General features: G+C 43.7%; 12 protein-coding genes. 10 read left to right on the forward strand and 2 right to left on the reverse strand.

What is annotated here, in order from left to right; genetic code table 11:
• Nucleotides 1-75: 75 nt before the first annotated feature.
• From pepN to rmf, 10 genes are all read left to right on the forward strand, one after another.
• Nucleotides 76-2682, forward strand: a complete 2607-nt coding sequence (gene pepN / locus AB4503_RS15560; RefSeq protein ID WP_372115349.1) for an aminopeptidase N — start codon at nucleotides 76-78, stop codon at nucleotides 2680-2682.
• A gap of 219 nt (nucleotides 2683-2901) precedes the next feature.
• Nucleotides 2902-3120: a DUF2835 domain-containing protein gene (locus AB4503_RS15565; RefSeq protein WP_102495596.1), complete on the forward strand. Its 219-nt coding sequence runs from the start codon at nucleotides 2902-2904 to the stop codon at nucleotides 3118-3120.
• 228 nt (nucleotides 3121-3348) lie between these two features.
• Nucleotides 3349-8190 carry an NAD-glutamate dehydrogenase gene (locus AB4503_RS15570; protein WP_017066961.1) on the forward strand — a complete coding sequence of 1614 codons (4842 nt, stop codon included), beginning with the start codon at nucleotides 3349-3351 and terminating at the stop codon, nucleotides 8188-8190.
• Between the two features lie 330 nt (nucleotides 8191-8520).
• Nucleotides 8521-9531: a quinone-dependent dihydroorotate dehydrogenase gene (gene pyrD, locus AB4503_RS15575; protein WP_136974293.1), complete on the forward strand. Its 1011-nt coding sequence runs from the start codon at nucleotides 8521-8523 to the stop codon at nucleotides 9529-9531.
• Between the two features lie 206 nt (nucleotides 9532-9737).
• The gene (locus tag AB4503_RS15580; RefSeq protein ID WP_372115350.1) at nucleotides 9738-10286 is read left to right on the forward strand and encodes a cell division protein ZapC; all 549 of its coding nucleotides are present in this window, start codon (nucleotides 9738-9740) and stop codon (nucleotides 10284-10286) included.
• A gap of 507 nt (nucleotides 10287-10793) precedes the next feature.
• Entirely contained in the window at nucleotides 10794-12914 is a 2121-nt protein-coding gene (gene rlmKL / locus AB4503_RS15585) for a bifunctional 23S rRNA (guanine(2069)-N(7))-methyltransferase RlmK/23S rRNA (guanine(2445)-N(2))-methyltransferase RlmL (RefSeq protein WP_372115351.1), read from the forward strand.
• Nucleotides 12915-12940: 26 nt separating this feature from the next.
• Nucleotides 12941-13201 carry a glutaredoxin family protein gene (locus AB4503_RS15590; protein ID WP_019823251.1) on the forward strand — a complete coding sequence of 87 codons (261 nt, stop codon included), beginning with the start codon at nucleotides 12941-12943 and terminating at the stop codon, nucleotides 13199-13201.
• Nucleotides 13179-15095 (forward strand): ABC transporter ATP-binding protein, encoded by a 1917-nt coding sequence (locus AB4503_RS15595; RefSeq protein ID WP_372115352.1) that lies wholly within the window; start codon nucleotides 13179-13181, stop codon nucleotides 15093-15095. The genes AB4503_RS15590 and AB4503_RS15595 overlap by 23 nt, the downstream gene beginning before the upstream one ends.
• Before the next feature lie 9 nt (nucleotides 15096-15104).
• A complete protein-coding gene (locus tag AB4503_RS15600; RefSeq protein ID WP_372115353.1) occupies nucleotides 15105-16820 on the forward strand; it encodes a DUF3466 family protein in 1716 nt (571 codons plus the stop codon).
• A gap of 161 nt (nucleotides 16821-16981) precedes the next feature.
• Nucleotides 16982-17155 carry a ribosome modulation factor gene (gene rmf / locus AB4503_RS15605; RefSeq protein ID WP_017059676.1) on the forward strand — a complete coding sequence of 58 codons (174 nt, stop codon included), beginning with the start codon at nucleotides 16982-16984 and terminating at the stop codon, nucleotides 17153-17155.
• A gap of 252 nt (nucleotides 17156-17407) precedes the next feature.
• Here the strand turns inward: rmf and fabA are convergent, their stop codons facing one another.
• Both fabA and AB4503_RS15615 read right to left on the reverse strand, forming a co-directional pair.
• On the reverse strand, nucleotides 17408-17923 hold the full coding sequence (gene fabA, locus AB4503_RS15610; RefSeq protein WP_371724605.1) for a bifunctional 3-hydroxydecanoyl-ACP dehydratase/trans-2-decenoyl-ACP isomerase: 516 nt from the start codon (nucleotides 17921-17923) through the stop codon (nucleotides 17408-17410).
• Nucleotides 17924-17993: 70 nt separating this feature from the next.
• The gene (locus tag AB4503_RS15615) at nucleotides 17994-19646 is read right to left on the reverse strand and encodes a Lon protease family protein (RefSeq protein ID WP_048615970.1); all 1653 of its coding nucleotides are present in this window, start codon (nucleotides 19644-19646) and stop codon (nucleotides 17994-17996) included.
• Nucleotides 19647-19652: the final 6 nt, after the last annotated feature.

A 19652-nucleotide genomic window follows, 5' to 3' on the forward strand; every position in this document is an offset into this window, starting at 1 on the left:
TGTTTTATTGGCGCTCAACCTTTAGATATATACAGTTAAAAAATAATTACGTATAACGATCAAAAGGAACCCGTCATGGCACATACACCTCAAGCCAAGTATCGTAAAGATTATCAATCACCATCTCACACGATTTCTGAAATCGATCTTACTTTCGATTTGTACGACTCAGCATCCATTGTTACGGCTGTTTCTAGTGTTAAGCAGGAGAAAGACAGCACGACATTAGTACTTGATGGTGAAGGCTTGAAGTTGGTTTCTGTTTTGGTTGAAGGCAACGAATGGACTCAGTACGAGCAGTCTGAAACTCAACTTACGCTGAATGACCTTCCAAAAGAATTTACTCTAACCATCGTTACCGAAGTTAACCCTGAAGGGAACAGTGCACTTGAAGGCTTGTACAAGTCGGGTGGCGCGTTCTGTACTCAATGTGAAGCTGAAGGTTTCCGCCGTATCACTTACTACATGGATCGCCCAGATGTGTTGGCGAAATTCACTACAACGGTAATTGCAGACAAAGCAGAGAACCCATTCTTATTAAGTAATGGTAACCGTGTAGATGAAGGTGAAGCTGAAAACGGTCGTCATTGGGTGAAGTGGCAAGACCCACATCCAAAACCAGCGTACTTGTTTGCTTTAGTAGCGGGTGACTTTGATGTACTTCGTGACGCATACACTACACAATCGGGTCGTAAAGTTGACCTAGAAATCTTTGTTGATAAAGGCAATCTAGACCGTGCGAGCCACGCGATGGTTTCTTTGATCAACTCAATGAAGTGGGACGAAGAACGTTTCAATCTTGAATACGACTTAGACATCTACATGATCGTAGCCGTTGATTTCTTCAACATGGGTGCGATGGAAAACAAAGGCTTGAACGTATTCAATTCGAAGTTCGTTCTAGCAAACGACCAAACTGCAACGGATACAGATTACCTAGGTATTGAAGCAGTAATCGGCCATGAATATTTCCACAACTGGACAGGTAACCGAGTGACGTGTCGCGATTGGTTCCAGTTAAGTCTGAAAGAAGGCTTAACGGTATTCCGTGACCAAGAATTCTCATCTGATCTTGGCTCTCGCGCAGTAAACCGAATCAACAATGTTCGTATTATTCGCGGGCCACAATTCGCTGAAGACGCAAGTCCGATGTCTCACCCAATTCGTCCAGAAAAAGTGATAGAAATGAATAACTTCTACACATTGACTGTGTACGAAAAGGGCAGTGAAGTGATCCGAATGATCCACACATTGTTGGGTGAAGACGGTTTCCAAAAAGGCATGACGCTTTACTTCGAACGTCACGATGGTACGGCTGCAACATGTGAAGACTTTGTCGCGGCAATGGAAGATGCGTCGGGCATCGACCTATCTCAGTTCCGTTTATGGTACAGCCAATCTGGTACGCCGACGCTGTCTGTTGAAAGTAAGTACGACGCAGAGAAGAAACAGTACACGTTAACAACTCGCCAAGCAACAGCGCCAACTCATGAGCAAACGGAAAAGCAGGCTCTGCATATTCCTCTTGATATCGAGCTGTACACAGCTGCGGGTGAAGTTGTTGAGTTACAATGTAACGGTAAGCCAGTTCATAATGTATTAGATGTGAAAGAAGCAGAGCAAACGTTCGTGTTTGAAAACGTTTCTGAGCAACCGATCCCATCATTACTTCGTGAATTTTCTGCGCCAGTGAAATTGGAATATGACTACTCAGATGAAGAACTGATCTTCTTGATGGTGAATGCTCGCAATGAATTCTCTCGTTGGGATGCGGGTCAAATGCTATTAGCGAAGTACATCCGCAGTAACGTGGAGAAAGTTCAGCAGGGTCAAGCGTTTGAGCTTTCTGATTCTGTTGTTGATGCATTCCGTGGCGTACTGCTGAGTGATTCACTAGAGCCTGCGTTTATTGCAGAAATGCTTTCTCTACCAAGCCACAATGAAGTATCGGGTTGGTACGAGCGCGTTGATATTGATGCGGTCGCATCGGTTCTTAACTCGATGAAAGTTACATTAGCTGCAGAACTTGAAGACGAGTTAGCGGCGGTTTATCACAGCCACGCACTAACAGAATACACGATCGATCACGATTCGATTGGTAAGCGTACTCTACGTAAAGTTTGCTTAAGTTACTTAGCTCATACTGGGCAGGGTAATGACTTGGTTGTTGCGATGTATCAACAAGCGAATAACATGACAGATACGATGGCAGCAATGGGCGCGGCAAACAGTGCACAACTACCATGTCGTGAAACCTTGATGGTGGATTACAGTGACAAGTGGAAACACGATGGTCTTGTTATGGATAAGTGGTTTGCATTGCAAGGTACAAACCCAAGTTCAAACGCACTTGAAGTGATCAAAGCGTCGATGTCGCACCAGGCGTTCAGTTTGAAGAACCCGAACCGTACCCGTAACTTGGTCGGTTCATTCTTAAACATGAACCCGGTTCAATTCCACGACAAGTCTGGTCAAGGCTATGCATTTGCAGGCGAGATCTTACGTGAACTGAACAGCAGCAACCCGCAAGTGGCTTCACGTCTGATTGATCCACTTCTTAAATTCCGTAAGTACGACGATGAACGCCAAGCTCTGATCAAAAAAGAACTAGAGACGTTAAAGAACATGGACAACCTAGCAAAAGACTTGTTTGAGAAAGTGACGAAAGCACTAGAGGCTTAAGTCAGCGCGCATTCAGGTAACTGTTTGCTAATAAGCGGTTTACTAATAAACTGTTTGCTATAATGAAAGGTCATCAGTGGTAGAGAATATCTGCCACTGATTTTTTGTTTCTGGTTCATCGAATTTTCGATAAGCTAGAGCAGCTTCAAGTTCAGTTTCACCGTCAGACATCTAAAAGTGCCAAAAAACACTGGCACTGTATATTTATACAGGTATCGTATGAATCGCTATATTTTCCAACTTAACATCTCATATCAGCAGTTTTTGGCCAGCTATTCTGGCGCCGCAAGTAAAGTTCAAGTGATAACAACAACAGGTTTACGCTTACAGTTACCTGCAACTCGGTTTATACCATTTCTTACACAAATAGGGGTTAGAGGGCAGTTTAGGCTGACAACTGACCAAAAAAATAAGTTTATTAAGTTAGAAGCTCTGTAAACCTTGGCGTGCCTAGTGAGTTAAAAGGAATCTTAATCACATAATCAAACATTTCAGCTCTTACCACCTCCAAAACAATTAACTATTTTTCAATAATGCTTTTACAATAAATGAATGCATTACCTTTGCTTAACTCGTTAGTAGAAAAGCGCTCAACGGCACGTTTCAAACACCAGATTAAGTGATCCCCCTAATAATAAAATATAATTCTAATTGTGGAGTGTGACTATGACCGCACGTGAAACTGTGGTTCCAGTTTTACTTGAAAAAGTTTACAAGCTGATTCAAGACAAACTTGACCTTGCTCATCGACCTCTCGTAACTCAACTTGCTCAACACTTGTTTAGTAACGTTTCTCACGACGATCTAACTCAGAGAAACGAATCCGATTTATATGGTGCTGTAGTTAGCTTATGGCATCACATCAATGAAAAGAAAGCCGACGAAATCTCTGTACGCGTATTCAACCCGACGGTAAGTCGTCAAGGTTGGCAGTCTACTCATACTATCGTTGAGATAGTCGTTCCAGACAGTCCATTCCTTGTTGATTCCGTAAAAATGGCATTGACTCGCCTAGACCTTTCTTCTCACCTTATGCTTCATAACCCAACACAAATCTCTCGCTCAGATAAGGGCAGTGTTGTCGGTGTAAGCAATAACGAAGGTGCATTCCAATCGCTTTTCCATATCGAAGTTGACCGTCTGAGTAGTAAAGCTGAAATGACAGCACTTAAAACGGAGTTGCTGGATATCTTTACCGACACTAGCTTAGTCGTGAACGATTGGTTGAAGATGGTTGAAAGACTTGAAGAAGTGACCAATCAAGTTGAACAGCAAAAAGAGAGCATTCCAGTAGACGGCCAGCGCTTTGATGAAACGTTGGCGTTTCTTCGTTGGTTAGGCCAACACAACTTTACATTCATGGGTTATAAGGAATATGACCTAGTTTCAGTTAACGGCGACACTGAACTGCAACCGACCAAGGAGCAAGGTCTTGGTTTGTTTGCGAACTCAGATCGTGTACGTAACGTTAAGCTATCTGAGTTTTCTGATTCGGCACGTCTTGAAGCGAAAAAGCCTTATGTGCTTATCGTAACCAAGGGCAACACGGCTTCACGCATTCACCGCCCAGCTTACAACGATTACATTGGTATTAAGAAGTTCGATAAGAACGGTAAGGTCATTGGTGAGCACCGCTTTACTGGTCTTTACACATCTGCCGTTTATAACCAAACCGTTGAAACGATTCCTCTTGTTCGCGAGAAAGTAGAACGTATTTTGGATGCGAGTGGTTACCGTGAAGGTTCATACTCTTACAAAGCGCTGCACAACATTCTTGAAAACTACCCACGTGATGAACTGCTGCAAGCTCGAGAAGAAGAGCTACTAGAAGTCGGTACGGGCGTAGTACAAATGCAAGATCGCGATCTCCTGCGTTTGTTTGTTCGCAAAGACCCGTTTGGTCGTTTCTTTAGCTGCATGGTTTACGTAACAAAAGATCGTTACAACACTGAGCTTCGTCGCCAAACACAGCGCATCTTGAAACAGTACTTTGGTTGTGAAGAAGAGGTTGAATTTACAACGTACTTCTCTGAAAGCCCGCTAGCAAGAACGCACTATATTGTTCGTGTTGATAACAACAACATGGATGTGGACGTGAAAACAATTGAGCAAAATTTAATGGAAGTATCGTCTACGTGGGATGACCGTCTGTCTGAATCTATCATTGCAAACTTCGGTGAAAGCAAAGGTCTTCCATTGTCGAAAGAGTACATGCGTGCATTCCCACGTTCGTACAAAGAAGACATGATGCCAGGTTCTGCTGTTGCCGACATTGAACGTTTAGAAGCGCTAAGTGAAGACAACAAACTGGGTATGCTTTTCTACCGTCCTCAAGAAGAAGCGGCAGATTCAAAAGCCGTTCGTTTGAAGTTGTTCTACCACAGCGATGAGCCAATTCACCTTTCTGATGTTATGCCAATGCTTGAAAACTTTGGCCTACGCGTTATCGGTGAATCTCCATATGAAGTGCGTAAAACCAACGGTGTGACCTATTGGATCCTTGATTTCTCTATGCTGCACAAGAGCGATAAGACCATTGATCTTCGTGAAGCTCGCGATCTTTTCCAACAAGCCTTTGCGGCAATCTGGGCGGGTGAGTTAGACAGCGATGGTTTCAACCGCTTAGTACTTGGCGCTGGTCTTTCTGGCCGTGAAATCTCAATCTTACGTGCTTATGCTCGTTACATGCGTCAAGTTGGTTTCCCATTCAGCCAACAATACATTGAAGACACATTGTCTCATTACCCAGAATTAGCGAAAGGGCTAGTGAGCCTATTCGGCAAGCGTTTTGACCCGAAACTGAAGGGCAGCGTAAAAGGCCAACAAGATCTTATTAAGAAGATCACTGAACAGTTGGATCATGTAGAAAGCTTGGATGATGATCGTATCATTCGTCGCTACATGGAAATGATCACTGCAACGCTTCGTACTAACTACTACCAAGTAGACGAGAATAAGCAGTCTAAACCTTGGTTGGCTCTGAAAATGAGACCAAGCGAGATTCCAGATATCCCTGCGCCGGTTCCTGCGTTTGAGATCTTCGTTTACGCACCAGACATTGAAGGTGTGCATTTACGTGGCGGTAAAGTAGCACGCGGTGGTTTACGTTGGTCAGACCGTCAAGAGGACTTCCGTACTGAGATTCTAGGCCTAGTTAAAGCGCAACAAGTTAAGAACACGGTTATCGTACCGGTTGGTGCTAAAGGTGGTTTCGTTTGTAAGCGTCAACACATGATGTCTGGCCGAGACGAGATCTTTGCTGAAGGTCAACGTTGTTACAAGCGCTTCATCCGTGCATTGCTAGACGTTTCAGACAACATCATTGAAGGTGAGGTTATCCCACCTAAGAGCGTTGTTCGTCACGATGAAGATGACCCATACTTGGTTGTTGCAGCCGATAAAGGCACCGCGACATTCTCAGATCTAGCGAACTCAGTAGCTGAAGAGTACAACTTCTGGCTAGGTGATGCGTTTGCATCGGGTGGCTCTAACGGTTACGACCACAAAGCCATGGGTATCACGGCGAAAGGTGGCTGGGAATCGGTTAAACGTCACTTCCGCGAAATGGGTATTAACTGTCAAAGCACAGACTTCACTGCCATTGGTGTGGGTGATATGGCAGGTGACGTATTTGGTAACGGTATGCTGCTATCTAAGCACATTCGCTTGCAAGCTGCGTTTAACCACATGCACATCTTCATTGACCCGAATCCAGAATCAGCATCAAGCTGGGTAGAGCGTGACCGTCTGTTTAATCTGCCTCGTTCAAGTTGGGAAGATTACAATAAAGACCTGATTTCTCAAGGTGGTGGCATCTTCTCTCGCCGAGCGAAGTCTATCTCTTTGACACCTGAAATTCAGAAAATGCTGGGTACCAAGAAAGCATCAATGGCACCAAACGACTTGATCAAAGCGATCTTGTCTATGAAAGTTGATCTACTTTGGAACGGCGGTATTGGTACTTACGTTAAGTCTTCTAGTGAGACTCATACCGATGTGGGTGACCGTGCAAATGACGTGCTACGTATCGATGGCCGTGACCTGAAAGCTAAGGTTGTTGGTGAAGGCGGTAACTTGGGTATGACTCAATTGGGTCGTATTGAATACGCTCTAACGGGCGGTCGAGTTAATACTGACTTTGTCGATAACGTTGGTGGTGTAGATTGCTCGGATAACGAAGTTAACATTAAGATCTTCTTGAATGGCTTGGTGTCTAATGGTGATCTTACCGTTAAGCAACGTAACCAAGTTCTTGAATCTATGGAAGATGAAGTAGGTGAAATCGTACTAGACGACGCTTACTGCCAAGCTGAGTCTATCTCTGTTACTGAGCATCAAGGTGTAGGCTTAGTGAAAGAGCAAATCCGCTTTATCCACACAATGGAAAAAGCCGGGTACTTAGACCGTGGTTTGGAATACATCCCAGATGACGAAACGCTGCTAGAACGTGAGAAGCAGGGCCAAGCACTAACAAGACCAGAGCTATCAGTATTGATCGCTTACGGTAAAATGGTTCTAAAAGAAGATCTTGTGAGTGATGACATTGCGAATGATGAGTTCCATGCTCAACAACTGATGCAATACTTCCCAACAGAGTTACGCCGTAACTACTCTCAGCACATGGATAACCATCCACTTCGTGCAGAGATCATTGCGACTGCGCTTGCTAACCAAATGGTTAACGAGATGGGCTGTAACTTCGTGACTCGCTTGCAAGAAGAGACGGGCGCGAACATTGTTGATATTGCGAATGCTTACGCGGCATCACGTGAAATCTACGGCCTGGGTAAGGTATTGAAGAGCATCCGTGAACTGGACAACATCTCAAGTTCTGAAGCTCAATACGAATTGCTTTACCATGTACGTCGTACGCTTCGTCGTCTAGCACGCTGGTTGCTAAGAAACCGTACCGGTAAACAGTCAGTGAATGCATTGATTGAGCTTTACCAAGGTGATGTCGTCGCAATTACTGAGAAGCTGGATGAAAACCTAGTGGCTTCAGAAGTAGAAGAGCATCAAGCAATGGCTCAAGTATGGATTGACCAAGGTGTAAACGCTGAGCTGGCTAATTCAGTGGCTCGTTTGTCTAGCCTGTACTCAGCACTGGATATATCTACAGTGGCTCGTGAAACAGGTAAAACAGTACAGCAAGCGTCTAAGCTTTACTTCAACCTAGGCGACCGTTTGTCACTGCACTGGTTCTTGAAGCAAATCAATGGCCAAGCTATAGACAACAACTGGCAAGCACTGGCGCGTGCAGCATTCAGAGAAGATCTGGATTGGCAGCAACGCCAGTTAACTGGTCAAGTACTTAACTGTGGTTGTGCTTCAGATATCGATGTGATTAAAGCGCTTGATGACTGGATGGAAAGTAACTCTGTTTCTCTACATCGTTGGGAAAGCATCCTAAACGAATTCAAAGTAGGTTCTGTTCATGAGTTTGCTAAGTTCTCAGTAGCACTGCGTGAATTGATGCTGTTGAATCTAAACTGCATGTCAAAAGACTAGTTACTAGATAAGACGAAAAAGTATAAGGGCAGGCCAAAAGGTCTGCCTTTTTCGTTTCGGTAAAGTGGAAACAATAGGCCTAACGACTTTTGAAGAACAAACTTCGACGCAAACGTTGTTTGTTGTTAAGTGACCTGATGGCTGTACTAAGGTTGAGATTAGAAATGGCTTAATAACTTGAAGAAACGATAACGTTTGCTTAATAATGAAGCTCATTCGTTAGCAAACTCGATTATCTTACCCTTACAATCAGTAATAGATTGAATAGTTGGGTAAATAAGTAAATAATAGCGCCCCGTTTACACGGGGCTTTTTTCTATCGGAGGCACAATGCTTTACCGTCTAGCCAGAACTGGCTTTTTCCAACTTGATGCCGAAAAGGCACATGATCTTGCAATTCAAAATTTCAAACGCTTCACTGGCACACCTATTGATCTTTTGTATCGCCAACAATTACCTCATCGACCTGTAGAGTGCATGGGTCTTACTTTTAAAAACCCAGTTGGCCTTGCTGCCGGTCTAGATAAAAACGGCGAATGTATTGATGCATTTGGCGCGATGGGTTTTGGTTTTGTAGAAGTAGGGACTGTTACTCCGCGTCCGCAAGCGGGTAACGACAAACCTCGTTTGTTCCGTCTTGTTGAAGCTGAAGGCATCATCAACCGCATGGGTTTTAATAACCTAGGCGTTGATAACCTTGTTGAGAATGTTAAGAAGTCGAACTATGACGGCATCTTAGGCATCAACATCGGTAAGAACAAAGACACACCAATTGAAAAGGGCGCTGAAGATTACTTGATCTGTATGGAGAAGGTATATCAATACGCTGGTTACATTGCTGTGAACATCTCTTCACCAAACACTCCAGGACTTCGTTCTCTGCAATATGGCGAAGCACTAGACGATCTATTGTCTGAACTGAAAACGAAACAAACTGAACTGGAAGAGAAGCATGGTAAATATGTTCCTCTTGCTCTTAAGATTGCTCCGGATCTAAGTGACGATGAAATCAGCCAAATTTGTGAATCATTGATCAAAAATAAGATCGATGGTGTGATCGCAACAAACACGACATTGGATCGTTCAATCGTTGAAGGCATGAAGCATTGCGACGAAGCGGGTGGTCTAAGTGGACGTCCAGTTCAATCTCGCAGTACTGAAGTTGTTCGTAAACTTTATCAAGAGCTTGGTGACCAACTGCCGATCATCGGGGTAGGTGGTGTTGATTCGTATGTTGCTGCAAAAGAGAAAATGATGGCAGGCGCTAAGCTTGTACAAGTTTACTCTGGTTTCATTTACAAAGGTCCAGGCCTTGTAGGTGACATCGTTAAAAATCTTTAAACGGCAAGACGCTTTTATTTCTGAAAAGCGACAATCTGGCATCGTCTTAATAAAAGAGACACTGTAACTCACTGAGTTGTAGAGAAAAGCGACAAGAAAGAGGAATTCATTTCCTCTTTTTTTTTGCCTATTGCTCAGTAAAATTACTGTAATTGAAGGTAATTTTGCGTTTTACCTAATGGAATGGTTCAACAGTGTGAGACGAAATGATGCTTAAACCTAGCGATACATGGAGTTGGTATTACGATGAGCAGCAATGTTCATTAATGCTAAACCTCGGAGAGGATATGATTTTCAAAACGAATCTGGTCCGCAATAAGCTGGTGGACTGCGCGTTTCGAGATAATGAATTCACCGTTGATGACGCATCTTCATACCAAACCTTCAAAGAACAAATTTCTGGCTTAGAACTGTCTGAGCCTCGTCAAGCGGAATTAGCACTCTATTGTGTGGCAGCAAAGCGTTTCCATAAGCCTGTACAGCCTAAGAGTTGGTTCTTCGACTCACAAGGTACTGGCCATGAATATCCTCAAGAAGGGGATATTGTACAAATGAATAACGAGCATAGCTTAGGGTATTTCATTGTATTAGAAGTGGGAGAGTGTGCGAGCCTATGTGCATTTGTTGACCTAGAAGAGTTCCTGTTAACGCCTTCAAAAGGACTGCGATTTGGAGACTCAATCAAGGTGATGCACGATAGAATGGTAGACGCGAACACTATCCTTCATCAGACACACATAGCGATGGTAGGTTAACCTCTAATCTAGCACATCATTTCAACCACGCATCGCAGCACACAAACGTATAAACCTTCCTCAGAATCGGCTCATTAGCCGATTTTTTTGTGCCTAAAAAGCCTCATCCTGATAAATACATCACGGCTTAACCATTTAAATAGTGAACTTACGACTATTTTTTCACCTTAATTTCTGCCTGTTTTTATCTCTAGAAGTGTAATTTACCCATCTTTATTCCCTGTTTATGTCCTTTTGTAGCTAACTTTCACACTAAACTCACTCTTGGTATATACCAATTTTAGGGTGAATATAAATTCACATTATCGCTTTGACGGGGATTTGCTCATGAATCGTGTTGGTTTGATAAGTCTTATGTTCTAAGGGAATGTGGGTAAGCGATCGCTTCAACACTGTGCGTTTGCTAGCCAGTTAGAAGAAAGATTCAATGAAAAGACGAGTTTAGTGTGATGCTCTAGTAACAAATTCAGGTATAATCGAGCTCATTTTTATCAATAAAAGAACACTATGAATCAATATCTAGCGGTTACCTCAAATGGCCTTGAGAATTTATTAGTTGAAGAACTAACCCAACTAGGGATTACAAACGCAAAACCTGTTCAAGCAGGTGTTAAATTCAAAGCCACCAATGAGCAAATTTATCGTTGTTGTTTGTGGAGCCGTTTGGCTTCTCGATTTGTACGTGTCCTTTCTGAATTCACTTGTATGGACGACATGGATTTGTACCTATCAACCACTGCGGTTAACTGGGTAAATCAATTCCATAACTCTAAGCGTTTTGTTGTTGACTTCAATGGTACGAACAACGAAATCCGTAATAGCCAATACGGTGCAATGAAAGTAAAAGATGCCGTTGTTGATTGCTTTGAGAAGAAATCTCTGCCTCGTCCTTCTATCAGCAAAGAGAACCCAGACATTCGCATTCACGTTCGTCTACACCGTGATAAAGCGATTCTTGGTGTTGATATGGTTGGCAGCGGTCTTCACCAACGTGGTTACCGTCCAGAATCAGGTCGTGCACCTCTGCGTGAAACACTTGCTGCCGCGATTCTTCTTCGTAGTGGTTGGGATGCGACTAAGCCTTTCCTAGACCCTATGTGTGGTTCAGGTACGTTAGTGATTGAAGCGGCAATGATGGCTGCAAACATGGCTCCAGGTGTTAAACGTCAGAAGTGGTGTTTTGAATCACTAGAAGATTTCGAACCAGAGCTATGGGCTGAAGTGAAAGCTGAAGCGAACGTTCAAGGTCGTCGTGGTGTTAAGAAAGTGGAATGTAAGTTCTATGGCTACGACAATGATGAACGTATGATCAAAACTGCGCGTGACAATGCTCGTCGTGCCGGTGTTGAAGAGTTGATTGAATTCGAAGTAGGCGATGCTGCAAAGCTTAAGCGTCCTACAGAGTTTACTGATGGTGTGATTGTTTCTAACCCGCCTTACGGTGAACGTCTTGGTACCGAGCCGGGTCTTATTGCACTTTACACAGCATTCGGTGCACAGCTCAAAGCTGAATTTGGTGGCTGTAACGCATCTATCTTCTCTAGCTCAGACGAGCTACTAAGCTGCTTACGCATGCGTGCAGACAAACAGTTCAAATTGAATAACGGTGCGTTACCGTGTCACCAAAAGAACTACTCAATTTCAGATCGTCCGATGTCAGAACGTCCAACGGGCGAGCAAGAACAGTTAATTGCTCCTGACTTCGCAAACCGTCTTAAAAAGAACATCGGTAAAATTGGCAAGTGGGCTAAGAAAGAGCAATTAGATTGTTACCGTATCTACGATGCGGACTTACCAGAATACAATGTAGCGATTGATGTATACCCAGGTCATCTTGTGATTCAAGAATACGCAGCGCCTAAAGATGTACCGGAAGAGAAGGCAAAACGTCGCTTAACCGATATCATCCGTGCTTCTATTCAAGTAACAGGCGTAGAAGCAAACAACGTTGTGCTTAAAGTTCGTCAGAAACAGAAAGGCCGTTCTCAATACCAGAAATTGGCTCAAGACTCATCGAACTTAGAAGTGAACGAGTATGGCGTTAAGCTGATTGTTAATCTTCATGATTACCTAGATACCGGGTTGTTCCTAGATCATAAGATCACTCGTCGTCGTATCGGTGAGATGGCCGCAGGTAAGGATTTCCTAAACTTGTTTGCTTATACAGGAAGTGCATCTGTTCATGCTGCTGTGGGTGGTGCTCGTTCTACAACTACTGTTGATATGTCTAATACCTACCTAGAGTGGGCGAAAGAGAACATGGAGCTTAACGGTCGTGTTGGTCGTCAACATCAGTTTGTTCAAGCTGACTGTCTACAATGGCTAGCTAAAGAGCAGGGTTCTTATGATCTGATCTTTATCGATCCACCTACGTTCTCTAACTCAAAGCGTATGGATCAATCTTTCGATGTTCAACGTGATCACATTCAGCTGATGGAAAACCTTAAACGTCTTCTTCGTGAAGAAGGCACGATTGTGTTCTCTAACAACAAGCGTCACTTCAAAATGGACTTGGAAGCTCTAGATGAGTTAGGTCTTAAGGCTCAGAATATCTCAGCGAAGACACTTCCATTGGACTTCTCTCGCAATAAGCACATTCATAACTGCTGGTTGATTACACACAAATAATCAAAGAGATTGTATAAGGACATAGAGTGCTGACTCTCTACAGTACAGAAGGGTGCCATCTATGTGAGATGGCATTCCAACTCACGGAACAGTTAAACATTAGCCATCACGTCAACGTTGTTGACATTGCATTTGATGATGAGCTCTTTTCCCGTTACGGGGTCACTATTCCGGTGCTCAAATTTGAAAGCTCTGACCTTTCTCAAAGCTCAGAGCTTAACTGGCCATTTGGCTTGTTAGAACTTAATGATTGGTTAAAGAAGAATGGCATTACTTACAATTCATAATGGGCAATTAGCGTTTGGTGATCACCCATTATTAGATCGTGCGGACTTCGTGCTGCAAGAAAACGAACGTGTATGTTTAGTAGGGCGCAATGGCGCTGGTAAGTCGACATTGATGAAAATCCTGTCTGGGAACATCATTATGGACGACGGCAAGATGCAAATCACACAAGATGTGGTTGTATCTCGCCTTGAGCAAGATCCACCGCGTAATGAAGAAGGCACCGTTTATGATTACGTTGCTGGTGGTTTAGCGGAAATCGGCGAACAGCTGAAGATCTACCATGATCTTCTGGATCTCATCGGTACTGACCCGAGTGAAAAGAACCTAAACCGCCTTACTCGCGTTCAAGAGCAACTGGATCATGCGAACGCCTGGCGCTTTGAAGATCGCGTAAGTAACGTAATGGCTGCGCTTAAACTCACGGCTGAAACAAAACTGACTGATTTATCTGGTGGTTGGCAGCGTAAAGCGGCGCTTGCTCGTGCGCTTGTATGTGACCCAGACGTGCTTCTACTCGACGAACCGACCAACCACTTGGATGTTGCGACAATCGAATGGTTAGAAGGCTTCCTCAAAGACTTCCGTGGTTCAATCATCTTTATCTCGCATGACCGTGCGTTCATTAAATCGATGGCAACACGCATTGTTGATCTTGACCGTGGTAAGTTGAGCTCGTTCCCTGGCGATTACGAAAACTACCTATTAGATAAAGAAGAAGCGTTACGTGTCGAAGAGATGCAAAACGCTGAATTCGATAAGAAGCTTGCTCAAGAAGAAGTATGGATTCGTCAGGGCATTAAAGCTCGTAGAACTCGTAACGAAGGTCGCGTACGTGCGCTTAAGAAGCTACGTGAAGAACGTTTGAACCGTCGTGAAGTGCAGGGCAAAGCGATTATCCAAATCGACGATGGCCAGCGTTCAGGCAAGATTGTATTTGAAGCTGAAAATCTTAACTTTGGCTTTGAAGGCAAAGAAATTGTTAAGGACTTCAGCTTCAACATCATGCGTGGTGATCGTATCGCTCTTATCGGCCCGAATGGTTGTGGTAAGAGTACCGTTCTTAAGTTGCTACTTGACCAGTTAAAACCTGATTCAGGTCGTCTGCATTGCGGTACGAAACTTGAAGTGGCGTACTTTGACCAATACCGCGAGATCCTTGACCCAGAGAAGTCGGTTATCGATAACCTAGCGGATGGTAAGCAAGAAGTCACAGTAGGCGGTCGTGAGCGTCATGCGCTTAGCTACTTACAAGATTTCTTATTCTCGCCTAAACGTGCTCGTACTCCTGTTAAAGCGCTGTCTGGTGGTGAGAAAAACCGTCTGTTATTAGCTCGTATTTTCCTCAAATCGAACAACTTGCTGATTCTCGATGAGCCAACCAACGATCTAGATATCGAAACTTTGGAACTTTTAGAAGATTTGCTTGCCAACTATCAGGGTACGCTTCTTTTAGTAAGCCACGATCGTCAGTTTGTAGATAATACAGTGATGACAAGTTGGATCTTCGAAGGCAACGGCGTGATTGAAGAATTTGTTGGTGGCTATCACGATGCGCAACAGCAAAGAAAGCAGGCACTTGAATACCGACAGGTTGAAAAGCCATCAAAGCCAGCGAAAGTAGTTGAGGAAACTCCCAAAACTGCACCAGTTAAAGCTAAACCTAAGAAGTTATCGTATAAGCTACAACGAGAACTAGAAGCGCTACCAATGCGTTTAGAAGAATTGGAAACTCAAATTGAAACTCTTCAGGAAGAAGTCAACGATCCAAGCTTCTTTTCAAAATCTGTAGAGCAGACACAACCAGTATTAGATAAGCTATCTGCAGCAGAGCAGGAGCTTGAAGTTGCTTTTGAGCGCTGGGAAGAGCTCGAGGTACTACAACAGGAAAGTTAAGAAGTAATAATGACTTGTACTAAATTTAAATTAACAACAGTTGCAGCATTAGTTTTTGCTGCAACTAATGCGAATGCTGCGCTCTATCAAGTAGTAGAAGTTGCCACTCCTAGCTCAATTACGGGTGCTTCAGAGACCTTTGGTGTAGCAATTCAACCTGCAACAGTAACCGGAACAGAAAGTTGTTTTACTACCGGCACTGTTGGTAGTGTTGCATGTGGCGACTTTAAACTGGCTGGTGAAACTCGCGATACTCTTGAAGCGGTAAGTTATCGTGAAGAAGTGCCTTTCGCTATGGACGCTCCGTTCCAATACATCCAAGAGTTCGATGATTTCGAAAACTATTGCTACCGAGAGCTAAGATATTCTACATGTGAAAGCTGGGCGCAAAACCGTTGGAATGATACTTGGAGCAAGGAAAGAAATGACCTTACTTACGTCAATGCAAAAGCATTTGTAGAAGGTGGTGATACATTTACGAGTCGAAATACTGTCATTAACTCACTGTATGCCAAATCTGCGACAGAAGTTGAACCTTTGGGGGTAAAATCTGAAGGTGGTATCCGTAATAATGCGCTTCACACCGACTCCGTTGCTCCAGATGGTACTTCGGAAACTCGTGCGTGGCGTGCGATAAAAGCGAGTAACGGCAAAGTTTACAATGTAGGTAGTGTCTCTGAAGAGTTTGTTCCGACTGATACATCAGAACCAGATAAGGCCTATGCTTCTAAAGCGGCGATCTGGGACGGTACTACGACCAAAGAAATCGATTGGATTCGCAGCGGTGACGCTAAACAAGGTGATTACTTTGCTCAAGGCAGTATGCGTTCAATCGTTGAATCAGGTTCTGGTTTTTACGGTGTTGGCTATAATACTGCAGATGGTAATGGTGACCTACAAGACATGAACGCCAGTGTTTTTGTGAGTGACTCATTAGATCTTACTGGTGCAACATGGACGACTACACAGATTAGCGGTGCAGAGGTTAAGTCAGGCTCGTCTAACGACGATGCTAGATACAGTAACTCTGTAGCGACTGACATCAACGATAATTTGTTCGCTGTTGGTTATTCTAAGCGTAATGGTTATGTACCAGAGAGTGGTAGTGCAGGTAATAAGCCTTTCGTTGTAACCGATGCCAAAAACCCAACAGCAACGTACTTGTCTGGTGGTATCTTCTTTGGTGGTTCGAGCGGTGAAGCTAAAGCAGTTAACAACTTTAATGAGTTTGTTGGCCAAATAGATGCAGAAACCACTCGTGAGGTTGATGGTAGTGAGCGTAGACATAGAGGCTTTATCTACCCATACAATGTCGACTCCTCGAAAGATGAGCGTCGTGTAGACATCTTTAATGGCCAAGCTTGGTGGTTAGATGATCTAACAAATGACGGCAACGCGTCTGGAGATAACAACAAGTTCCGAATCATTGATGCTACTGACATTAACGATGCTGGTGTGATCTCTGCTACTGCTATCAAATGTACAGTTGGAGGAACGACTCAACCGTATGACACAACTTCTCACAACTCATACTGTGGTGGCGCTGCGTCTAACGCAGTAGAAGAGGTGGTAGCCGTTAAACTGGTTCCAATTGTTGGTGCTACTAAAGCTGATATCCAAACTCGTAGTGCCGATTCAGAAAAAGTCGATCGCCAAGGTGGTAGCCTAGGTTGGTTGACTTTGACTGTGCTTGGTCTGTTAGGGTTCCGCAGAAAATTTAAATAATTTTATCTCTTGAGCCCGAGTTCACAATTCTGAACTCGGGCTTTTTTTCGCCTTGAGAAAAGTGAAAATCTGATCGATTCTTAAAGTTGGAGTCATAAAAACTCCGTAAAGTTGTAATCATTGTATGTTAGTAAATGTAACACCCGTATGAGGACTTCACTATGAAGAGACAAAAGCGTGATCGACTAGAACGAGCACAATCTCAAGGCTACAAGGCTGGTTTAAATGGACGGTCGCAAGAAGCTTGCCCATATAGCCAAATGGATTCTCGGTCTTATTGGTTAGGTGGATGGCGTGACGCCAAAGATGACAAGCAATCAGGTCTCTATAAGTAGATAGGGCGTAAAGAATTCAAGGTCAGGGCTCCATTGTCTGTTGATTACAACGGCTGGAGCCTTGTTAGTTTCAGAACAACACAAAGACTCCCAGAGCTATGTAGCATTCTAGTTTCGCTATCATAAGCGTATCGCTGGTGGATTTATCCTGTTTCAAGCTTAATACGGGATACTTTAATGCACTATAACTAAATTTATTGGAACGAAAATAAAGCAGCCATGGGCTGCTTTACTAAAAATCTAACTATTAGATTAGAATGCTGACGTATCTTGGAAAAGGCCAACTTTCAAATCTTTAGCAACGTAGATCTCTTTACCATCAACAAGTACGCGACCATCCGCAAGGCCCATAACTAGACGACGGTTAACAACACGCTTCATGTGGATCTCGTAAGTTACTTTTTTCGCAGTAGGTAGAATTTGACCAGTGAATTTCACTTCGCCAACACCTAGAGCACGGCCTTTACCTTTGCCGCCAACCCAACCAAGGTAGAAGCCAACAAGCTGCCACATTGCGTCAAGGCCTAGACAACCCGGCATTACAGGGTCACCTGGGAAGTGACAATCGAAGAACCATAGGTCAGGAGTAATATCCAGCTCAGCAAGAACTAAACCTTTACCGTAATCACCTTCAGTTTCAGACATCTTAGTGATGCGATCCATCATTAGCATGTTCGGTGCTGGTAGTTGAGGGCCTTGTGGCCATAGTTCGCCTTGGCTTGATGCTAGAAGCTCTTCGCGAGTGTAAGAATCACGTTTGTTTTGCATTATCAATTACTCCGATTTTTGATAGGTGCATATTAGTGAACAGGTGTACGCTAAACAAGTCCGATCAGTACTAGACAAACCAGTTTTTAATGCGTCCAACGATTCCAATAGGGTGCTCATGTCTTTCAAAGTTTTCAATACGTTCCGCGATTTTACTCAGAACGCTTTCTTGTTCATCGTCTCTAAATGGCTTGTTCATAATGAGAGGAATTGCTTCGTCTACATTAGACACAGACCAAATATGGAATTCTTCATTCTTAATGCTTTCAATAAGGTCAGGCTTTAGTGCAAGATGCCTTAAGTTCGATCTTGGAAGGATCACACCTTGTTCGCCTGTTAAGCCGTTGTGCTTACACACATGGTAGAAGCCTTCGATTTTTTCGTTTAGCCCACCAACCGCTTGTACACGACCAAATTGGTCCACTGCACCAGTAACCGCAATTTGTTGATTGATAGGGTATTCAGACAAAGCACTAACCAGAGAACACAACTCCGCAAGAGAAGCACTATCGCCATCTACTTCGCAGTAAGACTGCTCAAATACTACGGAAGCTGCGTATGGCAACGGATCTTCAAGGTTTAGTGCGCTGCTCACAAATGCTTGCATGATCATCATACCTTTAGCATGAAGATTACCACCCAACTCGGCTTTGCGCTCAACGTCGGCAATATCCCCATCACCAAAGTGAATAACGCAGGAAATTCGTGCAGGTTCACCATAAGAGATCGGGTGTCCTGGAACATCGATAACCGTCAGACCATTAACTTGACCAACTTGTTCGCCCTCGGTTTCGATAATGACTTGGCCATCTCGAATATCATCAAGGGCGCGTTCTGGTAGGTAAGATTCGCGGTTATATTTGTGCTGTTGAGCTTGTTGGATATGGTGAATATCAATCTCACCATTGTCGGCTTCAATCAGAGCTTCGTTCAATAATGCATTGTGCCAAATAGGGCATAATGGAATATAGCTTTGATCTTCCGTTTCTCTTGCTCCGGCAGTAAGAATGCCCGTCAACGCTTGTTGCGTGATGGTTGGCAATTCATAGCGTTGTTGAAGCCACTTAAGGTAACCAAGATATTGAGTCAAAGTCTCTTCAGAGAGCTTGATATCTTGTTCAATTTCGCTAAATAGGCAAAAACCGGTTTGAATATCGCTGTCCAGGTAATCAAGGTCACCTAGTTGAGCTCTGTCTCCAACAACAATCAACTTAATGTTGTAAGTCAAAGGCAAAGTCGGGGATTGGTTCAAGTGCTCTGGATTGCTGCTGATTGGTTCTACGGCTTCACCAAGCAGTGCTGATTTAAGTAGTAACCAGCTTCCAGGGTTTGCCAAGATCAAGTTTGCTGAAACGATCAGATAGCCGTTGTTTGCTCTAGCCAGTAGGCCGGGCTTTGTCGCTACAACCTTACCGTCTTTTGACTGAACTTGGTCAAACAGAGAGACAGCATTTAAAGACTCAGTTTTTATAACCGGTAGAGTGTGATCATCTAAAGCAGTGACTAGAGATTCAACAATCATTTGACGATAGATCGAATTGTCTGGAGCGTTTACAAGTAAAACACGCGAAAGGTTAGACAAACGGACAAAGCGGGTTAACGCATCTTTGAATCTATGTTGAATATCTGAAAACGGGAAAGGCGAGATGTCAGGGAATTGCTCTAATTGAGCGCTATATTCGTCGTACTGAGGCGTAACATGTCGCCAATCTACTTGAGTCATTTAAGT

It is taken from the genome of Vibrio sp. 10N.222.55.B11, assembly GCF_041473705.1.
GTDB classification, from domain to species: domain Bacteria; phylum Pseudomonadota; class Gammaproteobacteria; order Enterobacterales; family Vibrionaceae; genus Vibrio; species Vibrio crassostreae_C.

Bases quoted from the DNA above. Each gene is read 5' to 3' on its own strand.
- pepN (WP_372115349.1), top strand. From the start codon at position 76: ATGGCACATACACCTCAAGCCAAGTATCGTAAAGATTATCAATCACCA.
- AB4503_RS15565 (WP_102495596.1), top strand. From the start codon at position 2,902: ATGAATCGCTATATTTTCCAACTTAACATCTCATATCAGCAGTTTTTG.
- AB4503_RS15570 (WP_017066961.1), top strand. From the start codon at position 3,349: ATGACCGCACGTGAAACTGTGGTTCCAGTTTTACTTGAAAAAGTTTAC.
- pyrD (WP_136974293.1), top strand. From the start codon at position 8,521: ATGCTTTACCGTCTAGCCAGAACTGGCTTTTTCCAACTTGATGCCGAA.
- AB4503_RS15580 (WP_372115350.1), top strand. From the start codon at position 9,738: ATGATGCTTAAACCTAGCGATACATGGAGTTGGTATTACGATGAGCAG.
- rlmKL (WP_372115351.1), top strand. From the start codon at position 10,794: ATGAATCAATATCTAGCGGTTACCTCAAATGGCCTTGAGAATTTATTA.
- AB4503_RS15595 (WP_372115352.1), top strand. From the start codon at position 13,179: ATGGCATTACTTACAATTCATAATGGGCAATTAGCGTTTGGTGATCAC.
- AB4503_RS15600 (WP_372115353.1), top strand. From the start codon at position 15,105: ATGACTTGTACTAAATTTAAATTAACAACAGTTGCAGCATTAGTTTTT.
- rmf (WP_017059676.1), top strand. From the start codon at position 16,982: ATGAAGAGACAAAAGCGTGATCGACTAGAACGAGCACAATCTCAAGGC.
- fabA (WP_371724605.1), bottom strand. From the start codon at position 17,923: ATGCAAAACAAACGTGATTCTTACACTCGCGAAGAGCTTCTAGCATCA.
- AB4503_RS15615 (WP_048615970.1), bottom strand. From the start codon at position 19,646: ATGACTCAAGTAGATTGGCGACATGTTACGCCTCAGTACGACGAATAT.